This is a genomic window from Streptococcus sp. SO2 (assembly GCF_030440025.1).
The window spans coordinates 386,861-408,626 of the sequence record NZ_JAQFJH010000001.1 but is presented as its reverse complement, the minus strand read 5'-3'; the positions used below and the strand labels follow the sequence as shown (position 1 = coordinate 408,626).

Annotated in this window: 22 protein-coding genes; 19 read left to right on the top strand and 3 right to left on the bottom strand. The window is 42.7% G+C overall.

Annotation, left to right across the window (positions count from 1 at the left end; all coding sequences use genetic code 11):
• Window positions 1-15 precede the first annotated feature (15 nt).
• The 9 genes from cdaA (at window position 16) to PCY17_RS01905 (ending at window position 9,023) form a co-directional block, all read left to right on the top strand.
• Entirely contained in the window at window positions 16-873 is an 858-nt protein-coding gene (gene cdaA, locus PCY17_RS01945) for a diadenylate cyclase CdaA (RefSeq protein ID WP_070696273.1), read from the top strand.
• Entirely contained in the window at window positions 860-1,642 is a 783-nt protein-coding gene (locus PCY17_RS01940) for a YbbR-like domain-containing protein (protein WP_049478489.1), read from the top strand. Before cdaA ends, PCY17_RS01940 begins: the two co-directional genes overlap by 14 nt.
• A 28-nt stretch (window positions 1,643-1,670) precedes the next feature.
• A complete protein-coding gene (gene glmM / locus PCY17_RS01935; protein ID WP_009013669.1) occupies window positions 1,671-3,023 on the top strand; it encodes a phosphoglucosamine mutase in 1,353 nt (450 codons plus the stop codon).
• Window positions 3,024-3,096: 73 nt separating this feature from the next.
• Window positions 3,097-3,471: a DUF1149 family protein gene (locus PCY17_RS01930; RefSeq protein WP_001050092.1), complete on the top strand. Its 375-nt coding sequence runs from the start codon at window positions 3,097-3,099 to the stop codon at window positions 3,469-3,471.
• Window positions 3,472-3,473: 2 nt separating this feature from the next.
• On the top strand, window positions 3,474-4,322 hold the full coding sequence (locus tag PCY17_RS01925; RefSeq protein ID WP_000762161.1) for a DegV family protein: 849 nt from the start codon (window positions 3,474-3,476) through the stop codon (window positions 4,320-4,322).
• A gap of 264 nt (window positions 4,323-4,586) precedes the next feature.
• On the top strand, window positions 4,587-5,354 hold the full coding sequence (dapB, locus tag PCY17_RS01920; RefSeq protein ID WP_216728700.1) for a 4-hydroxy-tetrahydrodipicolinate reductase: 768 nt from the start codon (window positions 4,587-4,589) through the stop codon (window positions 5,352-5,354).
• Window positions 5,351-6,550, top strand: coding sequence for a CCA tRNA nucleotidyltransferase (locus PCY17_RS01915; protein ID WP_301391089.1), 1,200 nt, complete (start codon window positions 5,351-5,353; stop codon window positions 6,548-6,550). Before dapB ends, PCY17_RS01915 begins: the two co-directional genes overlap by 4 nt.
• Window positions 6,547-8,415 (top strand): ABC-F family ATP-binding cassette domain-containing protein, encoded by a 1,869-nt coding sequence (locus PCY17_RS01910; RefSeq protein ID WP_301391088.1) that lies wholly within the window; start codon window positions 6,547-6,549, stop codon window positions 8,413-8,415. The genes PCY17_RS01915 and PCY17_RS01910 overlap by 4 nt, the downstream gene beginning before the upstream one ends.
• Window positions 8,412-9,023 carry a hypothetical protein gene (locus PCY17_RS01905; protein WP_301391087.1) on the top strand — a complete coding sequence of 204 codons (612 nt, stop codon included), beginning with the start codon at window positions 8,412-8,414 and terminating at the stop codon, window positions 9,021-9,023. The genes PCY17_RS01910 and PCY17_RS01905 overlap by 4 nt, the downstream gene beginning before the upstream one ends.
• 52 nt (window positions 9,024-9,075) lie before the next feature.
• On the opposite strand, the gene mntE is transcribed toward PCY17_RS01905, so the two are convergent.
• Window positions 9,076-10,269, bottom strand: a complete 1,194-nt coding sequence (gene mntE, locus PCY17_RS01900; RefSeq protein ID WP_301391085.1) for a CDF family manganese efflux transporter MntE — start codon at window positions 10,267-10,269, stop codon at window positions 9,076-9,078.
• A gap of 306 nt (window positions 10,270-10,575) precedes the next feature.
• Here mntE and PCY17_RS01895 point away from each other — a divergent pair, with 306 nt between their 5' ends.
• The 5 genes from PCY17_RS01895 to yaaA all read left to right on the top strand — a co-directional run bounded on the left by PCY17_RS01895 (window position 10,576) and on the right by yaaA (window position 16,420).
• Window positions 10,576-13,272 (top strand): cation-translocating P-type ATPase, encoded by a 2,697-nt coding sequence (locus PCY17_RS01895; protein ID WP_301391084.1) that lies wholly within the window; start codon window positions 10,576-10,578, stop codon window positions 13,270-13,272.
• Between the two features lie 104 nt (window positions 13,273-13,376).
• Entirely contained in the window at window positions 13,377-13,787 is a 411-nt protein-coding gene (locus PCY17_RS01890) for a peptide deformylase (protein WP_000415395.1), read from the top strand.
• An 11-nt stretch (window positions 13,788-13,798) separates the two neighbouring features.
• Window positions 13,799-15,394 (top strand): hypothetical protein, encoded by a 1,596-nt coding sequence (locus PCY17_RS01885; RefSeq protein WP_084944182.1) that lies wholly within the window; start codon window positions 13,799-13,801, stop codon window positions 15,392-15,394.
• A gap of 86 nt (window positions 15,395-15,480) precedes the next feature.
• Window positions 15,481-15,612 carry a DUF3953 domain-containing protein gene (locus PCY17_RS01880; RefSeq protein ID WP_002879846.1) on the top strand — a complete coding sequence of 44 codons (132 nt, stop codon included), beginning with the start codon at window positions 15,481-15,483 and terminating at the stop codon, window positions 15,610-15,612.
• A 79-nt stretch (window positions 15,613-15,691) separates the two neighbouring features.
• Window positions 15,692-16,420 (top strand): peroxide stress protein YaaA, encoded by a 729-nt coding sequence (gene yaaA / locus PCY17_RS01875; RefSeq protein ID WP_000697798.1) that lies wholly within the window; start codon window positions 15,692-15,694, stop codon window positions 16,418-16,420.
• 31 nt (window positions 16,421-16,451) lie between these two features.
• On the opposite strand, the gene PCY17_RS01870 is transcribed toward yaaA, so the two are convergent.
• Together PCY17_RS01870 and PCY17_RS01865 are read right to left on the bottom strand one after the other, a co-directional pair.
• Window positions 16,452-17,000 carry an NADPH-dependent FMN reductase gene (locus tag PCY17_RS01870; RefSeq protein WP_000039644.1) on the bottom strand — a complete coding sequence of 183 codons (549 nt, stop codon included), beginning with the start codon at window positions 16,998-17,000 and terminating at the stop codon, window positions 16,452-16,454.
• Between the two features lie 91 nt (window positions 17,001-17,091).
• A complete protein-coding gene (locus PCY17_RS01865; RefSeq protein ID WP_000816318.1) occupies window positions 17,092-17,538 on the bottom strand; it encodes a MarR family winged helix-turn-helix transcriptional regulator in 447 nt (148 codons plus the stop codon).
• 118 nt (window positions 17,539-17,656) lie between these two features.
• Between PCY17_RS01865 and PCY17_RS01860 the strand changes: the two genes are divergently transcribed.
• The 5 genes from PCY17_RS01860 to ssbA all read left to right on the top strand — a co-directional run bounded on the left by PCY17_RS01860 (window position 17,657) and on the right by ssbA (window position 21,738).
• On the top strand, window positions 17,657-18,133 hold the full coding sequence (locus tag PCY17_RS01860; RefSeq protein ID WP_000776849.1) for a DUF5590 domain-containing protein: 477 nt from the start codon (window positions 17,657-17,659) through the stop codon (window positions 18,131-18,133).
• 9 nt (window positions 18,134-18,142) lie between these two features.
• Window positions 18,143-19,321, top strand: a complete 1,179-nt coding sequence (locus PCY17_RS01855) for a pyridoxal phosphate-dependent aminotransferase (RefSeq protein ID WP_000777451.1) — start codon at window positions 18,143-18,145, stop codon at window positions 19,319-19,321.
• A 149-nt stretch (window positions 19,322-19,470) separates the two neighbouring features.
• Window positions 19,471-20,817 (top strand): asparagine--tRNA ligase, encoded by a 1,347-nt coding sequence (asnS, locus tag PCY17_RS01850; protein WP_161800723.1) that lies wholly within the window; start codon window positions 19,471-19,473, stop codon window positions 20,815-20,817.
• 148 nt (window positions 20,818-20,965) lie between these two features.
• Window positions 20,966-21,256, top strand: a complete 291-nt coding sequence (gene rpsF / locus PCY17_RS01845) for a 30S ribosomal protein S6 (protein ID WP_001151782.1) — start codon at window positions 20,966-20,968, stop codon at window positions 21,254-21,256.
• A gap of 11 nt (window positions 21,257-21,267) precedes the next feature.
• Window positions 21,268-21,738 carry a single-stranded DNA-binding protein SsbA gene (gene ssbA / locus PCY17_RS01840; protein WP_000609596.1) on the top strand — a complete coding sequence of 157 codons (471 nt, stop codon included), beginning with the start codon at window positions 21,268-21,270 and terminating at the stop codon, window positions 21,736-21,738.
• The last annotated feature ends 28 nt before the right edge of the window (window positions 21,739-21,766 follow it).

Genomic DNA, 21,766 nt, shown 5'->3' with positions numbered 1-21,766 from the left:
GGGAGGAGGCCAGGGATGAATTTTCAACAATTATCCAATTTACAATACTGGACGAGTTTGTTTTCAAGTCCTTGGACGATAGTCATCAATCTGATAGATATTCTCATTGTGACTTATATTTTATATCATTTTACCAAAGCGATTGCAGGGACCAAAATCATGATTTTGGTGCGGGGAGTCTTGGTCTTTATTTTAGGTCAGATTCTGTCCAATATGATTGGTTTGACGACCATTTCCTGGTTGATCAATCAGATCATCACCTACGGGGTGATTGCAGCAGTGGTTATCTTTTCACCAGAGATTCGGACTGGTTTGGAGCGATTGGGTCGGGCTACTGATTTCTTTTCCAATGCCCCTATCAGTGCGGAAGAGCAAATGGTTCGTGCATTTGTGAAATCAGTTGAATACATGAGTCCTCGTAAGATTGGGGCGCTTGTAGTGGTTCAGCGAGTAAGAACCTTGCAGGAATACATCTCGACAGGGATTCCTTTAGATGCTAAAATTTCGGCTGAATTGCTTATCAATATTTTTATTCCCAATACTCCCTTGCATGATGGTGCTGTCATTATCAAGGAAGACCGGATTGCCGTCACTTCAGCCTATCTACCCCTGACCGAAGATACCGGGATTTCCAAGGAGTTTGGAACGCGTCACAGGGCGGCGATTGGTTTGTCGGAAGTGTCAGATGCTCTTACCTTTGTGGTTTCGGAAGAAACGGGTGGAATCTCAATCACCTATAATGGAGTCTTTAAGCATGATTTGACCTTGGAAGAGTTTGAATCGGAGTTAAGAAGAATCTTACTTCCAAAATCAGAGAAAAAGCAAGGTCTGAAAGAGCGCTTGCTAGGAGGATTGAAACATGAGAAAAAATAGTCTATACATCATTTCTTCCTTCTTTTTCGCCTGCATCCTCTTTATCTATGCGACTTCAACAAACTATCAGAATAGCAACAGTGCCAGACAGGTGCGGACGGAGACTTATACAAACACAGTTCTTAATGTCCCAATTGATATTCAGTATGACAGTGATCAGTATTTTATCAGTGGTTTTACATCTGAGGTGACGGTCTTTCTAACAGGCTCAAACAGAGTTGCTTTAGCGAGTGAGATGCAGGAAAGTACCCGCAAATTTAAGGTGACGGCTGATCTTTCTGATGCTAGTGTAGGAACCATCGAAGTTCCTCTGACTATTGAAAATTTACCGAGTGGTTTGACGGCTGTTGCGACACCGCAAAAGATAACAGTGAAGGTTGGTAAAAAAGCAAAACGAGACAATGTCATTGTTGTGCCGGAGATTGATCCTAGTCAGATTGATTCTCGCGTGAAAATCGATACAGTTACTGTATCAGATGAAAAAGTAACGGTTATTAGTGATGAGGAAACCCTCTCCAAAGTAGATCGTGTCATTGCCATCTTACCGACGAGTGAACGGATAACTAGAAACTACTCGTCCTCTGTTCCTCTACAAGCAGTCGATAAAAATGGAAATGTCTTACCAAGCGTCATTATGCCGTTTGACACAACTATGAAAATTACAACAAAAACAGCAACGTCTAGTTCAAGTAACTCGTCAACAAGTTCCTCAGAAGGCAGTTCGTCTTCAACGAGTTCAGAAACAAAATCAGATTCGTCTAAACAATAATAAATAATAGAAAAGGATGATAAATAAAATGGGTAAATATTTTGGGACCGATGGAGTCCGTGGAGAAGCAAACGTAGAACTGACACCAGAATTGGCCTTTAAACTAGGCCGTTTTGGTGGATATGTCCTCAGTCAACACGAAACAGAAGCCCCTAAAGTCTTTGTAGGACGTGATACACGTATCTCAGGAGAAATGTTAGAATCAGCCTTGGTGGCAGGTCTTCTCTCTGTAGGGATTCACGTCTACAAACTTGGTGTCCTTGCAACACCAGCAGTAGCTTACTTGGTTAAAACTGAGGGAGCCAGTGCAGGTGTCATGATTTCCGCGAGTCACAATCCAGCCCTTGATAATGGAATTAAATTCTTTGGTGGGGATGGCTTCAAACTTGATGATGAAAAAGAAGCAGAAATTGAAGCCTTGTTGGACGCTGCCGAAGACACTCTTCCTCGTCCAAGTGCCGAAGGCTTGGGAACCTTAGTGGACTATCCAGAAGGTTTACGCAAGTACGAAGGCTACCTTGTTTCAACTGGAACGCCTCTTGAGGGAATGAAAGTGGCCTTGGACACAGCAAACGGTGCAGCGTCTACAAGTGCTCGTCAAATCTTTGCAGACCTTGGGGCTCAAATAACTGTTATCGGTGAGACACCAGATGGTCTTAACATCAACTTGAATGTGGGTTCTACACATCCAGAAGCTCTCCAAGAACTAGTCAAAGAAAGCCAGTCAGCTATTGGTTTGGCCTTTGACGGAGACAGTGACCGCTTGATTGCTGTTGATGAAAATGGCGAAATTGTTGATGGTGATAAGATTATGTATATCATTGGGAAATACCTTTCTGAAAAAGGCCAGTTAGCTCAAAATACCATCGTAACAACGGTTATGTCTAACCTTGGCTTCCATAAGGCCTTGGAGAGTGCTGGCATTAACAAGGCAGTGACTGCTGTTGGTGATCGCTATGTCGTTGAAGAAATGAGAAAATCAGGCTACAACCTTGGTGGTGAACAATCAGGCCACGTTATCTTGATGGATTACAATACAACTGGTGATGGTCAATTATCAGCTGTCCAATTGACCAAAATTATGAAAGAAACAGGTAAGAGCTTGTCTCAACTAGCATCAGAAGTGACGATTTACCCACAAAAACTGGTCAATATCCGAGTGGAAAATGCCATGAAAGAAAAGGCTATGGAAGTACCAGCCATCAAGACAATCATCGAAAAGATGGAAGAAGAGATGGCAGGGAACGGTCGTATCCTTGTCCGCCCAAGTGGAACAGAACCCCTCTTGCGTGTCATGGCAGAAGCTCCTACAACAGAAGAAGTTAACTACTATGTAGATACGATTGCTGCTGTGGTTAAAGATGAAATCGGAATTGACTAAAGCCTAGAAAACTAGATGAAATGATAAAAATGTGGTACAATTGCATAGTAAATTGTAGCAATGGGAGAGAAAAATGAATCTTAAACGAGAACAAGAATTTGTTAGCCAGTATCACTTTGATGCTCGTAACTTTGAATGGGAAAATGAAAATGGAGCTCCTGAAACTAAGGTAGACGTGAACTTTCAGTTGCTCCAACATGACCAAGAAAACCAAGTGACTTCTTTAGTCGTTATCTTGAGTTTCATGATTGTCTTTGACAAATTTGTCATCAGCGGAACAATTTCTCAAGTTAACCATGTGGAAGGTCGAATTGTCAACGAACCAAGCGAATTTAACCAAGAAGAAGTCGAAACCTTGGCACGTCCATGTTTGAACATGCTCAATCGTTTGACGTATGAAGTAACAGAAATTGCCTTGGATCTTCCAGGGATCAATTTGGAGTTTTAGTCATGAAATTAGCTGTCATTACAGATTCTTCAGCCTATTTAGAGGAGAAGACGCTGCAAAGAGAGAATCTATTTATCTTGGATATTCCTGTCAATATTGATGGGGAAGAGTATGTCGAAGGTGTCAATCTGACTGCTGAGGAATTTTATCAAAAAATGGCTCAGTCTGGAGAATTGCCTAAAACTAGTCAACCAAGTATTGCCAAATTGGATGAGATTCTAAGTTCCTTGAAAGATGAAGGCTATACCCATGTCTTGGGACTCTTTCTTTCGTCAGGAATTTCAGGCTTTTATCAGAACATCCAATACCTGTTGGATGAATATGATGGCTTGACCATTGCCTTTCCAGATACCCATATCACAAGTTCCCCTCTAGGATTTATGGTGGAGAGTGCCTTTGAATGGGCAGAACAAGGCGATGATTTTGCTCAGATTCAGGAGAAATTGGCTATTCAAATCGCTGATAACTCGGCATTTATCATAGTAGATGACCTTGATCACTTGGTTAAGGGAGGACGTCTGTCAAATGGGGCGGCCATTCTAGGAAATCTTCTCAGTATCAAGCCCATTCTTTATTTTAATGACCAAGGTGTGATTGAAGTTTACGAAAAAGTCCGTACGGAAAAGAAGGCAACCAAACGTTTGGTGGAAATCATCAAAGAGTTGACAAAAGATGGGGACTACCGTATTACAGTCATTCATGGGAACGCTCCTCAAAAGGCGGCAGATTTGCACCAACTCTTGATTGAGAGTGGTGTGAATTCTGAGATTCCAATTGATACCTTTGGTAGTGTCATTGGGACTCACCTTGGAGAAGGTAGTATCGCCTTGAGCTATACACCAATCGTCTAAATTGTTCTTACAAGCTTTGTATCTTAGAAATTGAACACGGACTACCTGCCTCTTGAAAAAAGATGCCTGTCTTGCCTTTCATGGAAAGTCAGCGCCATTCCCTATTTTTCATGGACAGCTAACGTCCTTTGTATCTTGATAATTGAACACGCCTGGAACACTGTGTGAAAAAGATAGTTCTTCCGAGGAGTAGACACTCCTTGATCAGAACTCCTATTTTCACTTTGTGTTCTTGCAGGCTTTGTATCTTAGACAGGAGTAGAGATGAGTATTCGAGTAATTATTGCCGGTTTTAAGGGAAAGATGGGCCAAGCTGCTTGTCAGATGGTCTTGGCTGATCCAGACTTGGACTTAGTCGCAGTTTTGGATCCGTTTGAGTCTGAGTCAGAGTGGCAGGGAATTCCTGTCTTCAATGATAAGGTTGACTTGGCTGGTTTTGAAGCGGATGTCTGGGTAGATTTTACAACTCCAGCTGTTGCCTACGAAAATACACGCTTTGCTCTTGAAAATGGCTTTGCTCCAGTCGTAGGAACAACAGGCTTCACTAGTGAAGAAATTGCAGAACTAAAAGCATTTTCCCGTGAACAAGATTTGGGTGGCTTGATTGCCCCTAACTTTGCCTTGGGAGCTGTCTTGCTGATGCAATTTGCGGCGCAGGCTGCCAAATATTTCCCAAATGTGGAGATTATCGAGCTCCATCATGACAAGAAAAAGGATGCTCCGAGTGGAACAGCTATTAAAACAGCTGAGTTGATGGCGGAAGTTCGGGAATCAATCCAGCAAGGTGCGCCTGATGAGGAAGAATTGATTGCTGGTGCCCGTGGTGCTGATTTTGATGGTATGCGCATCCATTCAGTCCGTCTACCAGGCTTGGTAGCCCATCAGGAAGTCATCTTTGGCAATCAGGGAGAAGGATTGACCCTCCGTCATGACTCCTATGACCGTAGCTCCTTCATGACAGGGGTCAATTTGGGAATCAAAGAAGTTGTCAAGCGTCATGAGCTTGTCTATGGATTAGAACACTTATTATGAGATTAACGCAAATGCCTTCTGAATTTCAGAAGGCTTTACCAGTATTAGAAAAAATTAAAGAAGCAGGCTTTGAGGCCTATTTTGTTGGGGGCTCCGTCAGAGATGCCCTACTCAATCGCCCCATCCATGATGTGGACATCGCGACGTCTTCTTATCCAGAAGAAACCAAGCAGATTTTCCCTCGCACAGCTGACATCGGAATCGAGCACGGAACCGTCTTGGTTTTAGATGGGGACGAGGAGTATGAGGTAACCACCTTTCGAACAGAGGATGTCTATGTAGACTATCGCAGACCCAGTGCGGTTTTCTTTGTGCGTTCGCTAGAAGAGGACCTCAAGCGCCGTGATTTCACAGTTAATGCCTTTGCCTTGGATGAGACAGGCGAAATTATTGACTTGTTCCATGGTTTAGAAGATTTGAAAAACCAAGTCTTGCGAGCAGTTGGAGTGGCTAGTGAACGTTTCAATGAAGATGCTTTGCGCATTATGCGTGGTTTTCGTTTTCAGGCCAGTCTTGGTTTTGAACTTGAGCAAGAAACATTTGAAGCGATGAAGACTTTGACGCCACTCTTGGAGAAAATTTCTGTGGAGCGAACCTTTGTTGAGTTTGATAAGCTCTTGCTGGCACCTTTTTGGCGAGTTGGTCTGTCTTCCATGATTGAGAGTCAAGCTTATGATTATCTCCCTGATATGGCAGCCAGTCGAGAAAAGCTTCAAAAATTGTTTGATTTAGAGGCGGATTTCACCTTTGAATCTTCTGAACAAGCCTGGGCGGCTCTATTGTGGGCTTTGGAGATTAAAGATGCACAGCCATTTTTGAAGGCATGGAAAACCTCACGCCAGTTTGCCAAGCAGGTTCAGGGGTTGCTGACCATTTTGGCTTTGCGAGAAGAAGGAGAACTGAGCAAGCGCGATTGTTACCGCTTTGACTTGGATTCCCTTCTACAAGCCGAAAGTCTTCGTCAGGCTCAAGGGAAAGAAGTCAATCCACAAAACATCAAAGAAACTTACCATAGTTTGACCATTCATGATAAGAAAGAAATCCAGATTAATGGTGGAATTTTGATTAAGGAATATGGTTACCAGCCAGGACCAGACTTGGGAGAGATTTTAACAGAGATTGAGTTTGCCATTGTCGATGGAGAGTTGGAAAACGACCGTCAAGCAATCCATGCTTACCTGAGGGAGAAAAAATGAGTGATTTTATTGTTGAAAAACTAAGTAAATCCGTCGGTGACAAGACCGTTTTTAAGGATATTTCCTTTATCATCCATGACCTAGACAGAATTGGTCTAATTGGTGTCAATGGAACGGGTAAGACTACCCTTTTAGACGTCCTTTCTGGCGTTTCTGGCTTTGATGGGGATGTCAGTCCCTTTTCGGCAAAGAATGACTATAAGATTGGCTACTTGACCCAGGATCCTGATTTTGATGATAGCAAGACGGTCTTGGATACGGTTCTGTCCAGCGACCTCAAGGAAATCCAGTTGATTCGTGAGTATGAGTTGATCATGCTCAACTACAGTGAGGACAAGCAGGCTCGTTTGGAACGGGTCATGGCAGAGATGGACTCTCTCCAAGCCTGGGAAATTGAAAGCCAGGTCAAGACGGTCCTCAGCAAGCTGGGTATTCAGGACTTGTCGACTCCAGTTGGTGAATTGTCAGGTGGTCTAAGAAGACGGGTTCAGTTGGCGCAAGTTCTCCTAGGAAACCACGACCTCTTGTTACTAGACGAGCCGACCAACCATCTGGACATTACGACCATTGAGTGGTTGACCCTCTTTTTGAAAAATTCTAAGAAGACAGTTCTCTTTATCACCCACGATCGTTATTTCCTAGATGCACTATCAACGCGGATTTTCGAGTTGGACCGAGCAGGCTTGACCGAGTATCAGGGAAATTATCAGGACTATGTTCGCCTCAAGGCTGAACAAGATGAGCGTGACGCTGCCCTTCTCCACAAGAAAGAACAACTCTACAAACAAGAACTGGCCTGGATGCGCAGACAACCGCAGGCGCGTGCGACCAAGCAACAAGCTCGTATCAATCGTTTCCACGATTTGAAAAAGGAAGTTTCAGGTGGCGTTGCTGAAACAGACTTAACCATGAACTTTGAAACCAGTCGGATTGGGAAAAAAGTCATCGAGTTTCAGAATGTTTCCTTTGCTTATGAGAACAAGCCCATTTTGCAAGATTTTAGTCTCTTGGTGCAAGCTAAAGACCGTATCGGAATCGTTGGGGACAACGGTGTCGGGAAGTCAACTCTGCTTAATCTGATTGCAGGAAGTCTTGATCCGACTAAAGGTCAAGTTGTGATTGGGGAAACCGTTCGTATCGCCTATTTCTCTCAACAAATCGAAGGGTTGGATGAAAGCAAACGCGTTATCAATTACCTGCAGGAAGTAGCAGAAGAGGTAAAGACCAGTGGTGGTTCTACGACTTCCATCGCTGAGTTGCTGGAGCAGTTCCTCTTCCCACGTTCGACGCATGGAACCCTGATTGAGAAATTGTCTGGTGGAGAGAAAAAACGCCTCTACCTTCTCAAATTGCTCTTGGAAAAACCAAATGTTCTTCTTTTGGACGAGCCGACAAATGATTTGGACATTGCAACCTTGACAGTTTTGGAGAATTTCTTGCAGAGCTTTGCAGGCCCTGTCTTGACAGTTAGCCACGACCGTTATTTTTTGGATAAGGTAGCGACCAAGATTCTCGCTTTTGAAGATGGCAAGATTCGTCCTTTCTTTGGTCATTACACCGACTACCTTGATGAAAAAGCCTTTGAAACTGATATGGTCAATCAAGTGCAAAAGGCAGAAAAGGAGAAAGTGGTCAAGATTCGAGAAGACAAGAAACGTATGACCTACCAAGAAAAGCAGGAGTGGGCAAGCATTGAAGGAGATATTGAAGCCTTGGAAAATCGTATCGCTGTTATTGAAGAGGAGATGCAGGCAAATGGTTCTGACTTTGGCAAACTGGCGACGCTTCAAAAAGAACTGGATGAGAAAAACGAAGAACTCCTTGAAAAATACGAACGTTATGAATATTTAAGTGAGTTGGCATGATGGAAGAAAAAGTCATTAAACGTAGTCCCAAGAAAATCATTTGGAATGCCTTGTTTGGCTTGACTTCAGTGCTTTTTTTCTTACTACCTCTCTCTTATCTCCATTTGTACTCGCAAAAGGGAACCAGACTTCATACGATAAGTCTGTTATTAATACTGCTTGTCCTCTTTTGTGCTGGAGTAGTTGTTTATCAGACATACAGGCTGTTAAGTTCCGATAAGGAATATTTGAGCTGTACTGTCGAGGGGTTTTACTACAAACCAAACCCAAAGAAACCCAGTCGTTTCTATGCTTGGACAGATGTAGAAGAGTTTTCCTTTTCTCGGATTCGAGGGAAGTATAGGGATTCTTATCGGATTGAAGTCTATTTTAAAAACAAGGAAAATGCGAAATCCCAATCACTTATAGTCCTACTGAAGAGAAGGTGTTTCCCTTTTCATCCGTCAGCAGATTTGATCATCCCTATCTTTCTACTAGATATAGGTCTTCCTGAAAGGGTATACAAGACCATGAAGTACTATGAAAGAGAATGGCGTATCGAACAAAATCGTCAAGCAAGAAAACAGACAACACAAGCTTCGAAAAGCAAATCTTCCAAATATCTATAAGCCCGTTTAGCTTAAAGACAATCAATCAAAAAGCCCTATCCACTGGATAGGGTTACTCTTTGTCTTCTTTTTTTGTTTCCTGGTGGAAGATATTTTGCCAAGTCTCATGGCGACGCCAGATACTGGTGTGGACGATACCATCTAACTCATAGCAAATGAGCTTGGTTTTCTGACTAATGGAGGTAATCTGAATGTCCTTAATCGTAGCACTAAGTTCTTTTTCAGACTTATAAGCCTCTTTATCCATCTGCTCTCCATCTTGACGGATATAGAGAAAGTCCTCAGCAAGGAGTTCTTCTAATTGATTGCCTTGGTCGATCAATTGCTCGCGCATGAGTAGTTTTTTATAGACATTGTCCAAAATTTCGTCCTCAGGTATGGGAGCTGGCTCGATATGGATATCAGTATCAAAAACACCAAATCGTTCTTCCAGCATGGATTCGACCTGGTCTGCTATTTCGTGACTTTCATAGACTGATAGATCAGGATTCATCTCCAGCGTGATATCAAGATAGATATTGCTACCGTAGGTACGCCCTCTTTGGGACTTGACCTTACTAATCTTTGGAATCTCCATGATGGCCTTTTGGTAGTCCTCTAGCAGACGGTCATCAAAACCATCCGAAAGACTGAAGGAAGACTCGATAAAGATATCATAGGCTGTTTTTAAGATAAAGAAAGTGATAATGATAGCGACCAGTTTATCCACGATTGGATAATTGAAACTGCTGGCTAGGATGGCAATGGAAGTCCCCAGCGAGGTGACAGCATCGGAAAGATTGTCCTTGGCGGCAGCCTTGAGGGCCTTGGATTTGGATTTCTTACTGAGACGAGTATTATAGAGATAAACTGCGAACATGACTGCTGCTGAAATGATTCCTAGAGTTGCACCCAAAGGATCAATGGGAGTTTGTTCTCGACTTAGGATTTTCTGAAAGGTGTCCCGAAGAACATCGAAGCCAACATAGAACATGATGATGGAAGTGATCAAGCTAGCCAAATCTTCGATTTTCCAGTGACCAAAGCGATGGTCACGGTCTGCAGGTTGGCGGGCCATCCGAATCCCAATCAAGAGAGCAACATTTCCGATAATATCGGATACGTTGTTGAAACCATCCGCTACCAAACTGGAAGAATGCAGGAGGTGGCCAGTTGCCAATTTTGCTGCAGACAAGAGGAGGTAGGTTGAAATGCTGATAATGGCTCCACGTTCTGCCAATTTGAGATTTGACATGGATTGATTCATCGGGCTTCCTTTCTAGTCATATAGTATTCTACCATTATACTGGTTTTCAAGGGAAAATTCAAATTTAGTCTTGTTTCATCTGATTTTAACCCTTGAAAACTTTTCAAATTTTGATATAATAGTACTACTCAAGGGAGTAGCTGGCAGAAACCTGTGATAGTGTCGTCATTCCGAATTTTATACTGCAAAGTATTTTTTCCGGCGCTATCTTAAACAGCGAGACTTGTTATGATTAACAGGTCTCTTTTTGTTTGTCATAAAACTAAAAGAGAACTTGTTTTGCACACAATGTCAAGGAGGAGACACATGTCAAAAGAACAAAAACGCCAAGCGTTTTATACTCAAAGTCCCGAAGAAGTCTTGAAGTCGGTTGAAGCAACTGAGCAAGGCCTTTCGTCAAGCGAAGCGCAGAAACGCCTAGCTGAATATGGGCGCAATGAACTCGAAGAGGGTGAGAAAAAATCTCTCTTGGTTAAATTCATCGAACAGTTTAAGGATTTGATGATTATTATTTTGGTGGCTGCAGCCATCTTGTCTGTCATAACTTCTGGTGGGGAAGATATTGCAGATGCCATCATTATTCTAGCAGTTGTTATCATCAACGCAGCCTTTGGTGTTTACCAAGAAGGAAAAGCAGAAGAAGCCATCGAAGCCCTCAAGTCTATGTCTAGTCCAGCTGCACGTGTTATCCGTGATGGGCACATGGCTGAGATTGACTCAAAAGAATTGGTGCCAGGTGATATCGTTGCTCTTGAAGCAGGTGACGTCGTACCAGCGGACCTACGTTTGCTAGAAGCTAATTCACTTAAAATCGAAGAAGCAGCCCTAACAGGTGAGTCTGTTCCAGTCGAAAAAGACTTGACCGTCGAGCTCTCTGCAGATGCTGGTATTGGTGATCGTGTCAATATGGCCTTCCAAAACTCAAACGTGACTTATGGTCGTGGTCTTGGTGTTGTTGTCAATACAGGTATGTACACGGAAGTTGGTCATATCGCTGGCATGCTCCAAGATGCGGATGAGACGGATACACCACTCAAACAAAACTTGAATAACCTTTCTAAGGTCTTGACCTATGCAATTTTGGTCATTGCCCTTGTTACTTTTGTAGTCGGAGTCTTCATTCAAGGTAAAAATCCACTTGGTGAGTTGATGACCTCTGTTGCGCTTGCTGTTGCAGCCATCCCAGAAGGACTTCCTGCTATCGTGACCATCGTTCTTGCCCTTGGTACTCAAGTTTTGGCAAAACGAAACTCTATCGTTCGTAAGTTGCCAGCAGTAGAAACACTTGGTTCAACTGAAATCATCGCTTCTGATAAGACTGGTACGCTTACCATGAACAAGATGACAGTCGAAAAAGTCTTCTATGATGCAGTACTACATGATTCAGCTGATGACATTGAACTAGGTCTTGAAATGCCTCTTCTTCGTTCTGTTGTTTTGGCTAATGATACTAAGATTGATGCAGAAGGAAACCTGATCGGGGATCCAACGGAAACAGCCTTCATCCAGTATGCCTTGGACAAGGGCTATGATGTTAAAGGATTTTTAGAGAAATATCCTCGTGTAGCTGAGTTACCATTTGACTCAGATCGTAAACTCATGTCAACGGTTCACCCATTGCCAGATGGTAAATTCCTCGTAGCAGTCAAAGGGGCTCCAGACCAACTTTTGAAACGTTGTGTTGCTCGTGATAAGGCTGGAGATGTTGCTCCGATTGATGAGAAAGTTAATGACTTAATTCACACAAACAACTCTGAAATGGCTCACCAAGCCTTGCGTGTTCTTGCGGGTGCTTATAAGATTGTAGACAGCATTCCAGAAAACCTGACTTCTGAAGAGCTTGAAAACAACTTGGTCTTTACTGGATTGATCGGTATGATTGACCCTGAGCGTGCCGAAGCGGCAGAAGCTGTTCGTGTCGCTAAGGAAGCTGGAATCCGTCCAATCATGATTACGGGTGACCATCAAGATACTGCAGAAGCTATTGCCAAACGTTTGGGAATTATTGATGCAAATGATACAGAAGGCCACGTTTTAACTGGTGCTGAGCTCAACGAACTGTCAGATGAAGACTTTGAAAAAGTAGTTGGTCAATACTCTGTTTATGCCCGTGTGTCTCCAGAACACAAGGTTCGTATCGTCAAGGCTTGGCAAAAACAAGGTAAGGTTGTTGCTATGACAGGTGACGGTGTTAATGATGCGCCAGCTCTGAAAACAGCCGATATCGGTATCGGTATGGGAATCACTGGTACAGAGGTTTCTAAGGGGGCTTCTGACATGATTCTTGCAGATGATAACTTTGCGACTATTATCGTCGCAGTTGAAGAAGGACGTAAGGTCTTCTCAAACATTCAAAAGACTATTCAGTACTTACTTTCTGCCAATACTGCTGAAGTATTAACTATCTTCTTATCAACCTTGTTTGGTTGGGACGTCTTGCAGCCAGTTCATCTTTTGTGGATCAACTTGGTAACAGATACCTTCCCAGCTATCGCTCTTGGTGTTGAACCTGCTGAGCCTGGTGTCATGAATCATAAACCACGTGGACGAAAGGCAAGCTTCTTCTCAGGTGGTGTTTTGAGTTCTATCATCTATCAAGGTGTACTCCAAGCAGCTATTGTTATGAGTGTTTATGGACTTGCAATTGCTTACCCAGTTCATGTGGGTGACAATCATGCCATTCATGCGGATGCCCTTACTATGGCCTTTGCAACACTCGGTTTGATTCAACTATTCCATGCCTACAATGTCAAGTCTGTTTACCAATCCATCTTGACAGTTGGCCCATTCAAGTCTAAGACCTTTAACTGGTCCATCTTGGTATCCTTCATCCTTCTGATGGCGACCATCGTTGTAGAACCGCTTGAAGGAATCTTCCACGTAACCAAACTAGACTTGTCACAATGGGCCATTGTTCTAGCTGGAAGCTTCTCAATGATTATCATCGTCGAAATCGTCAAGTTTGTTCAACGTAAACTTGGTCTTGATAAGAACGCGATTTAAAAAGAAAGTCATCTTCGGATGGCTTTTTTTGCATTTGAGGGAAAGGACTAGAAGTTGCCCCCTTTTGTGCTATAATAAAGTAAAGTTGTAAGGAGCGTAAGAGAATGGAAAAGAGAATTGTCCGAGATGTCTTATTCTTGTCGCAGGTCTCGAAAGCTGCAAGTCAAGAAGACCTTTATCTGGCTAAGGATTTGCAGGATACCCTGCTGGCTAATCGAGAGACCTGTGTCGGTCTGGCGGCTAATATGATTGGTGTGCAGAAGCGCGTGATTATCTTTAATCTTGGTCTAGTTCCCATGGTTATGTTTAACCCCATTCTCCTTTCCTATAAAGGACCTTACGAGACAGAGGAAGGTTGTTTGTCTTTGACTGGGGTTCGAACGACGACTCGTTATGAAACGATTACGGTTTCCTATCGCGATAGCAAGTGGCAGGAACAGACCATTACGTTAACAGGCTTTCCAGCTCAGATATGCCAACATGAACTGGATCATTTGGAAGGACGGATTATTTAGGAGGAATTCAGATGAAACGCATACTATTTGAACTTGTTTTTATCGCAACGACTTGGTATATCTTTTTACCACCCTTCAATCTGACTAGTTGGGAATTCATCTTCTTTCTCTGTGGGCATTTGGTGGTGATGGGGATTTTGTTTAGTTTCCGCAAGGATACCAATCTCCTCAAAACTGTTCACCTACGCCATGGCAAGGCTACCAAAGATCTCAATCTAGAAGGATTCCTTTTTACCAAACTTAGTAGAGGATTGTTTCTGGCTGCAGGTATCATCTTTGCCCTTGCTGGTCTGGTAAGCCTGGTAACCTCTAGCTTTTTCCAAGCAAAAAATTATGCTAATGTGGTATCTATCACAGAAAAAGATTTTAAAGATTTTCCCAAGAGTGATACCAGCAAGGTTCCAATCCTAGATCGGAGTACCGCCGAAAAGATTGGAGACCGTTATCTAGGCTCTCTGACGGATAAGGTCTCCCAGTACGTAGCAGCAGATACTTATACCCAGTTGACGGTTGATGGCAAGCCCTATCGGGTTACACCTTTGGAGTATGCCGACCCGATCAAATGGTTTAATAATCAGTCCAAGGGAATTGGCGAGTATATCAAGGTTGATATGGTGACAGGAAATGCGGAATTGGTGGATTTAAAAACGCCAATGAAGTATTCAGACTCTGAGTATTTTAACCGAGACGTCAAACGTCATCTTCGGATCAAGTACCCAACCAAGATTTTTAAAACGCCTTCCTTTGAGGTGGATGATGAAGGCAATCCTTACTATGTAGCAACCGTTTATCAAAAACAGTTTGGTCTAGGAGTCCCTCGTCCTTCGTCTGTTATTATCTTAGACGCCACCAATGGAGAAACCAAGGAATACAGCTTGGATGAAGTCCCAGAATGGGTGGATCGTGTCTATCCAGCAGAAGAAACCATCGAACAAATCAACTACAACGGTAAGTATAAAGACGGCTTCTGGAATGCCTTGATTTCTAAGAAAAACGTTACCCAAACGACAGAAGGCTATAACTATCTTTCTATCGGAAATGACATTTATCTCTACACTGGGGTGACTTCAGCCAACGCTGACGAAAGTAATCTAGGATTTATCCTTGAAAATATGCGCACTGGTGAAATCACCAAGTACAATCTAGCATCAGCAACCGAAGAATCAGCCCGTGCTTCTGCAGAGGGAGCAGTGCAAGAGAAGGCCTACAAGGCTACCTTCCCTATTCTTGTCAATCTCAATGACAAGCCTCTTTATATCATGGGCTTGAAAGATAACGCAGGCTTGGTCAAGGAGTATGCATTGGTCGATGCCGTGGAGTATCAAAATGTCATCGTAGCAACTACGGTAGATGAACTCCTCAGCAAGTATGCCAATAAAAATGACCTCGACCTGGATAATGAAACGGTAGAAAACATCAAGGGAGTGGTTTCAGATCTTAAATCAGCTGTCATCAAGGGGGATACCGTCTACTTCTTTAAAGTTGATGGGAAGATTTATAAGGTCAAGGCTTCCGTATCAGATGACCTTCCTTACCTTGAAAATGGCCAATCCTTTGAAGGTCAAGTTGGAAAAGATAATTATCTCAAGACCTTTAAAGTACAATAATACTCTTCAAAAATCAAATTCAAACTACGTCAGCGTCGCCTTGCCGTACTCAAGTACTGCCTGCGGCTAGCTTCCTAGTTTGCTCTTTGATTTTCATTGAGTATAAAAATAGGTTTTCTCAGTTCAAGGAGAAAAAAGATAAATTCTTATCTATCTTAACAAGCTTAGCTGGCACAGCCCTTGTTCTCGTGGCTATCTGGTTAGAATGGCCAAAATAAACAGAGAAACCTCGGTGTGAACCGAGGTTTTTAAGATGAAATTCTTGGTCGTGATTGAAAAATATGCTACACTAACAATATGAAAATTTTAATCCCAACAGCAAAAGAAATGAACACAAACCATCCTTGTATCGAAGCGCTTCCCTTGAGGGAAGAAAGTCAGGCAGTTCTTGACTCACTGGCGCACTACTCAGCTAGTGAATTAGAGACTTTTTATAAGGTATCTGCCGAGAAAGCAGAAGAAGAGTACAGCCATATTCAAGCTCTAAAAGATCGAAGGGCTAAGCATTATCCAGCCTTGAAACTCTTTGACGGTCTCATGTATCGCCACATCAAACGAGATGGGTTAACCGAGGCTGAACAAACCTATCTTGAAAATCATGTCCTGATTACCTCGGCTTTATACGGTGTTGTCCCTGCCTTATCTCCCATGGCTCCTCACCGTTTGGACTTCTTGATGAAGTTAAAAGTGGCTAGAAAAACCCTAAAGACTCATTGGAAATCAGCCTATGATGAGGCACTTCAGGACGAGGACTTGATATTCTCACTCCTATCATCAGAGTTTGAAACCGTATTTTCGAAGGAAATTAGAGAAAAGATGGTGACCTTCAAATTTATGGAGGACAAGGCAGGCCAGTTGAAAATCCACTCAACCATTTCAAAAAAAGCCCGTGGTGCCTTTTTGACCGCCTTGATAGAGGGGCAAATCCATACAGTCGAACAAGCTCGCAAGCTCAGTTTTGCAGGCTTTGACTACCGACCTGATTTATCAAATGATTTAGAACTCGTCTTTGTTAAACAAGCATAAAACCAGCTCATTCGAGCTGGTTTTTGCTGGATTAGTTGATGGCTGCAAGAAGGTCGTCAGCTTGTTTTGCAAGTGATGAAGCAGTTGCTTCTTCTAACACCAATTTTCCGTCTGCCCAAGCAGAGTCATTGACACGAGCAGCTGTAAAGTCACCAACGACTTGTGTACGGATAAATGGCAAGAGGTCTTTGTAAATAGCAAAGAGTTGATCGTGACCGGCATTGGCTACAGATGAGACAGTAACAAACTTGTCTTGGAGGGCAGAAACGCCACGTGTATCAGACAAGTCAAGGGCACGAGAGAGCCAGTCAAGCAAGTTTTTCACGGTTCCAGGGATAGAGAAGTTGTAGACTGGAGAGAAGATCCAGATAGCATCCGCAGCAAGGACTGCTTCACGAGCAGCAGCTACAGCTGGATGAGTTGGAACTTCCAAATCTTGGCTGAAGAGAGGAACAGCTGAGTAATCAAGATAGCTAACTTCTACTTTACCAGCAAGTGCTTTTTCAGCTTCGAGGGCCATTTGGTGGTTGAAAGAACCTTGGCGTAGTGAACCGACGATAAATAATACTTTTTTAGACATGATGTGTCTCCTTTAGTAAAAAATTTAAAGAGCGAACTCTTTTGTTACCATCTATGTTACAACAAATGATACTAATTAGCAATAATTTTGCTCACAAATTTTTAAATTTTTTTAAAATGCGGATTAAGTCTTCCTTTTCGCCATCTTCCAAGATGCTGAGTGCTTCTACGATAGAATCGATATGGTCAGGAAGAACCTCTTCGATTTTTCTGCGTCCTGCAGGTGTTAATTTCAGGAAAAAGGATCGACGATCCTTGGGGTCGCAAGTTCTAGAAATCCACCCATCTCGAACCATATTTCGAATGACGACAGTCATGTTTCCAGAAGTGGCTAACATTTTTTCAATCAAATCCTGAATGCGTAGTTCCCCCTTGCTATAGAGGGTTTCCAAAACTGAAAATTGGGTGGGTGTTAGCCCGTGTTCTTTAGCAGCTTTGGCTTCATAAGGTTTAAAAGTTCGTATGGCTTTATTGAGGACGATAGCTGTTTTTAAGTCTAATTGATTATCGGAAATTTTCTCTTTCAAATATTGTTTCATAAGGCTATTTTATCAATAATGAGAGAGAAAAACAAGAACTTACATTTTATAGGAAAAGAATCTTAGAATGTTCCCGTCTTCACTTGTAATAAAGAAGGAGAGATGGTAAAATAGACGAGTGAAACTAAGACAGAAAAAAGCAAAAAACAAGCTACTTATACAATATGGAATCGGCATTGCTCTGGTAGTACTAGTCATGACGACTTCATTCCTTTATCTGATATCACTCAGCATGAAACCCTATCAAGATGCTAGACTTGAGGGAGAAAAACTGGCCAAGCAGTATGCAGAATTGGAAAAGGCAGATCAGGTTGATTTCTACAATGGTCTAGAGGGCTATTACAGTGTTCTGGGACATAATAAAAAGCAAGAGGCCATTGCCGTACTGATTGAAAAGAATGACCACAAGATTTATGTTTATCAGCTTGATAAGGGGATTTCTCAAGACAAGGCAGTGACGATTTCGAGGGAAAAAGGAGCTAGCGACATTGACAAGATTACTTTTGGTCGTTATCAGGATAAGCCGATTTGGGAAGTTAAGTCAGGAAACCAGTACTATCTGGTTGACTTTGAAACAGGAGCAGTGATCCAATAAGGAGGGCATATGAAACTATCCAAACGTGTACTAGAAATGGAAGAAAGCGTCACTCTAGCCAGTGATGCAAGAGCCAAAGCATTAAAAGCTCAGGGAAAAGATGTTCTTTTCTTAACCTTGGGACAGCCTGATTTTCATACTCCTGAAAACATTCAGGAGGCAGCGGTAGGAGCGATTCGAGATGGACGTGCTTCCTTCTATACAGTTGCTTCAGGCCTACCAGAGTTAAAAGCGGCGGTTAATACCTATTTTGAACGCTACTATGGGTATTCCGTAGCGGCTAACGAGGTTACCTTTGCCACTGGTGCTAAGTTCTCTCTCTACACCTTCTTTATGGCTGTGGTCAATCCAGGTGATGAGGTCATTATTCCTACACCATACTGGGTCAGCTATGGAGACCAGGTCAAAATGGCAGAAGGAGTGCCAGTCTTTGTCCAGGCAAAGGAAGACAATCACTTTAAAGTAACAGTAGAGCAGCTAGAAGCAGCGCGAACAGATAAGACCAAGATCTTAGTTCTCAATTCACCATCGAATCCGACCGGTATGATTTACTCTCGTGAGGAACTCTTGGCTATCGGAAATTGGGCTGTTGCGCATGATGTCCTTATCTTAGCAGATGATATTTATGGTCGTTTGGTTTATAACGGGAACGAATTTGTTCCAATTTCTAGTCTGTCAGAAGCCATTCGCAAGCAAACCATCGTGATTAACGGTGTATCTAAGGCCTATGCCATGACTGGTTGGCGGGTAGGTTATGCTGTGGGAAATCCTGAAATTATTGCTGCCATGAGCAAACTAACAGGACAAACGACCTCCAACCTGACTGCTGTATCACAATATGCTACCATTGAAGCCCTAACTGGACCGCAAGACTCTGTTGAAACCATGCGTCAAGCATTTGAGGAACGGTTGAATACCATTTATCCTCTCTTGTGCCAAGTCCCAGGATTTGAAGTTGTCAAGCCCCAAGGTGCCTTCTATCTTTTCCCAAATGTTAAAAAAGCGATGGAAATGAAGGGTTATACCGATGTGACAGAGTTTACAACGGCTATTCTCGAAGAAGTCGGACTGGCCTTGATTACGGGAGCTGGATTTGGAGCACCAGAAAATGTTCGTCTCAGCTATGCCACAGACTTGGATACATTAAAAGAAGCTATTCGTCGTTTGCATCAATTTATGGAAAAATAAAACTTAGAATCTTCGCCTTTTTAGCGAAGATTTTTTGTAACGAAAATCTCGCGATTTTTCTCTAGTAGAACCTAGCTATCACAGTCTATTTATGGTAAAATAGTGGGTAATGATGTCTTCGGACAAGTTAAACGAAAAAAGGAAGATAGATTATGACAAAACGTGTAACAATTATCGATGTAAAAGACTACGTTGGTCAAGAAGTGACCATCGGAGCCTGGGTTGCCAACAAATCAGGAAAAGGGAAAATTGCCTTCTTGCAATTGCGTGATGGAACAGCCTTCTTCCAAGGTGTAGCCTTCAAACCAAACTTTGTAGAAAAATTTGGTGAAGAAGTGGGGCTAGAGAAGTTTGATACGATTAAACGTCTAAGCCAAGAAACTTCTGTTTATGTGACAGGGATTGTCAAAGAAGACGAACGTTCTAAGTTTGGCTATGAGCTCGATATCACAGACATCGAAGTCATCGGTGAATCTCAAGACTACCCAATCACACCAAAAGAACACGGAACAGACTTCTTGATGGACAACCGTCACTTGTGGCTCCGCTCTCGTAAGCAAGTAGCGGTGATGCAAATCCGTAACGCTATCATCTATGCAACTTATGAGTTTTTCGACAAGAACGGCTTCATGAAATTTGATAGCCCAATTCTTTCAGGAAACGCGGCTGAAGATTCAACAGAACTCTTTGAAACAGACTACTTCGGAACGCCAGCCTACTTGAGTCAATCTGGTCAGCTTTACCTAGAAGCAGGGGCTATGGCTCTTGGTCGTGTATTTGACTTTGGTCCAGTATTCCGTGCTGAAAAATCAAAAACGCGCCGTCACTTGACTGAGTTCTGGATGATGGACGCAGAGTACTCTTACTTGACACACGATGAGTCACTTGACTTGCAAGAAGCTTATGTGAAAGCTCTTCTTCAAGGTGTCCTTGATCGTGCGCCTCAAGCCTTGGAAACCTTGGAACGTGATACAGATCTCTTGAAACGCTATATTGCAGAGCCTTTCAAACGTGTTAGCTATGATGAAGCGATTGACCTTTTGCAAGCTCATGAAAATGATGAAGATGCAGATTATGAGCATCTTGAACATGGAGATGACTTTGGTTCGCCACATGAAACATGGATTTCCAACCACTTTGGTGTACCAACCTTTGTCGTGAACTACCCAGTAGCCATCAAGGCTTTCTACATGAAGCCAGTTCCTGGAAATCCAGACCGCGTCCTCTGTGCAGACTTGCTAGCTCCAGAAGGCTACGGTGAAATCATCGGTGGTTCTATGCGTGAGGAAGACTACGATGCTCTTGTTGCTAAGATGAATGATCTTGGTATGGATACGACAGAATATGAATTCTACCTGGATCTTCGTAAGTATGGAACAGTTCCACATGGTGGCTTCGGTATCGGTATCGAGCGTATGGTAACCTTTGTAGCTGGTACTAAGCATATCCGTGAAGCCATTCCATTCCCACGTATGTTGCACCGTATCAAACCATAAACTAGTAAAAAGAAGATGATTTCATCTTCTTTTTTCACTTTTATCTTGCTATCTATCAGTTTTTCTAGTATAATAGTTTATTGTGAGCAAACCTCACTTACCCCTTGCAAAGACTAGGGGTCATTAGACCAAAAGGAGGAACATATCAATGGCTAAATACGAAATTCTTTATATCATTCGTCCAAACATTGAAGAAGAAGCGAAAAACGCTTTGGTAGCACGTTTTGACTCTATCTTGACTGACAACGGTGCAACTGTTGTTGAATCAAAATCATGGGAAAAACGTCGTCTTGCATACGAAATCCAAGATTTCCGTGAAGGACTTTACCACATCGTTAACGTTGAAGCAAACGACGACGCAGCTCTTAAAGAGTTTGACCGTCTTTCAAAAATCAACGCTGACATTCTTCGTCACATGATCGTCAAACTTGACGCGTAAGAAGGTAAATTATGATTAACAATGTTGTACTTGTAGGGCGTATGACACGTGACGCTGAGTTACGTTATACCCCATCAAATGTAGCAGTTGCGACTTTTACTCTTGCAGTAAACCGTACATTTAAGAGTCAAAATGGCGAACGTGAGGCTGATTTCATCAATGTCGTTATGTGGCGCCAACAGGCTGAAAATCTTGCTAACTGGGCTAAGAAAGGCTCTCTTATCGGGATCACAGGCCGTATCCAGACTCGTAGTTACGATAACCAGCAAGGACAACGTGTCTACGTAACAGAAGTCGTGGCTGAGAATTTCCAAATGTTGGAAAGCCGCGGAGTGCGTGAAGGACATACAGGTGGAGCTTATTCTGCACCAACTGCTGGTCAATCAGCACCTGCAAACCCAGTACCAGACTTTTCACGTTCTGAAAATCCATTTGGAGCAACCAATCCATTGGACATTTCAGATGATGATTTACCATTTTAATGGACAATTAATACTATAAAGGAGAAAA

Coding starts and splice junctions, on each gene's coding strand:
- cdaA (WP_070696273.1), top strand. CDS start 16: ATGAATTTTCAACAATTATCCAATTTACAATACTGGACGAGTTTGTTT.
- PCY17_RS01940 (WP_049478489.1), top strand. CDS start 860: ATGAGAAAAAATAGTCTATACATCATTTCTTCCTTCTTTTTCGCCTGC.
- glmM (WP_009013669.1), top strand. CDS start 1,671: ATGGGTAAATATTTTGGGACCGATGGAGTCCGTGGAGAAGCAAACGTA.
- PCY17_RS01930 (WP_001050092.1), top strand. CDS start 3,097: ATGAATCTTAAACGAGAACAAGAATTTGTTAGCCAGTATCACTTTGAT.
- PCY17_RS01925 (WP_000762161.1), top strand. CDS start 3,474: ATGAAATTAGCTGTCATTACAGATTCTTCAGCCTATTTAGAGGAGAAG.
- dapB (WP_216728700.1), top strand. CDS start 4,587: ATGAGTATTCGAGTAATTATTGCCGGTTTTAAGGGAAAGATGGGCCAA.
- PCY17_RS01915 (WP_301391089.1), top strand. CDS start 5,351: ATGAGATTAACGCAAATGCCTTCTGAATTTCAGAAGGCTTTACCAGTA.
- PCY17_RS01910 (WP_301391088.1), top strand. CDS start 6,547: ATGAGTGATTTTATTGTTGAAAAACTAAGTAAATCCGTCGGTGACAAG.
- PCY17_RS01905 (WP_301391087.1), top strand. CDS start 8,412: ATGATGGAAGAAAAAGTCATTAAACGTAGTCCCAAGAAAATCATTTGG.
- mntE (WP_301391085.1), bottom strand. CDS start 10,269: ATGAATCAATCCATGTCAAATCTCAAATTGGCAGAACGTGGAGCCATT.
- PCY17_RS01895 (WP_301391084.1), top strand. CDS start 10,576: ATGTCAAAAGAACAAAAACGCCAAGCGTTTTATACTCAAAGTCCCGAA.
- PCY17_RS01890 (WP_000415395.1), top strand. CDS start 13,377: ATGGAAAAGAGAATTGTCCGAGATGTCTTATTCTTGTCGCAGGTCTCG.
- PCY17_RS01885 (WP_084944182.1), top strand. CDS start 13,799: ATGAAACGCATACTATTTGAACTTGTTTTTATCGCAACGACTTGGTAT.
- yaaA (WP_000697798.1), top strand. CDS start 15,692: ATGAAAATTTTAATCCCAACAGCAAAAGAAATGAACACAAACCATCCT.
- PCY17_RS01870 (WP_000039644.1), bottom strand. CDS start 17,000: ATGTCTAAAAAAGTATTATTTATCGTCGGTTCACTACGCCAAGGTTCT.
- PCY17_RS01865 (WP_000816318.1), bottom strand. CDS start 17,538: ATGAAACAATATTTGAAAGAGAAAATTTCCGATAATCAATTAGACTTA.
- PCY17_RS01855 (WP_000777451.1), top strand. CDS start 18,143: ATGAAACTATCCAAACGTGTACTAGAAATGGAAGAAAGCGTCACTCTA.
- rpsF (WP_001151782.1), top strand. CDS start 20,966: ATGGCTAAATACGAAATTCTTTATATCATTCGTCCAAACATTGAAGAA.
- ssbA (WP_000609596.1), top strand. CDS start 21,268: ATGATTAACAATGTTGTACTTGTAGGGCGTATGACACGTGACGCTGAG.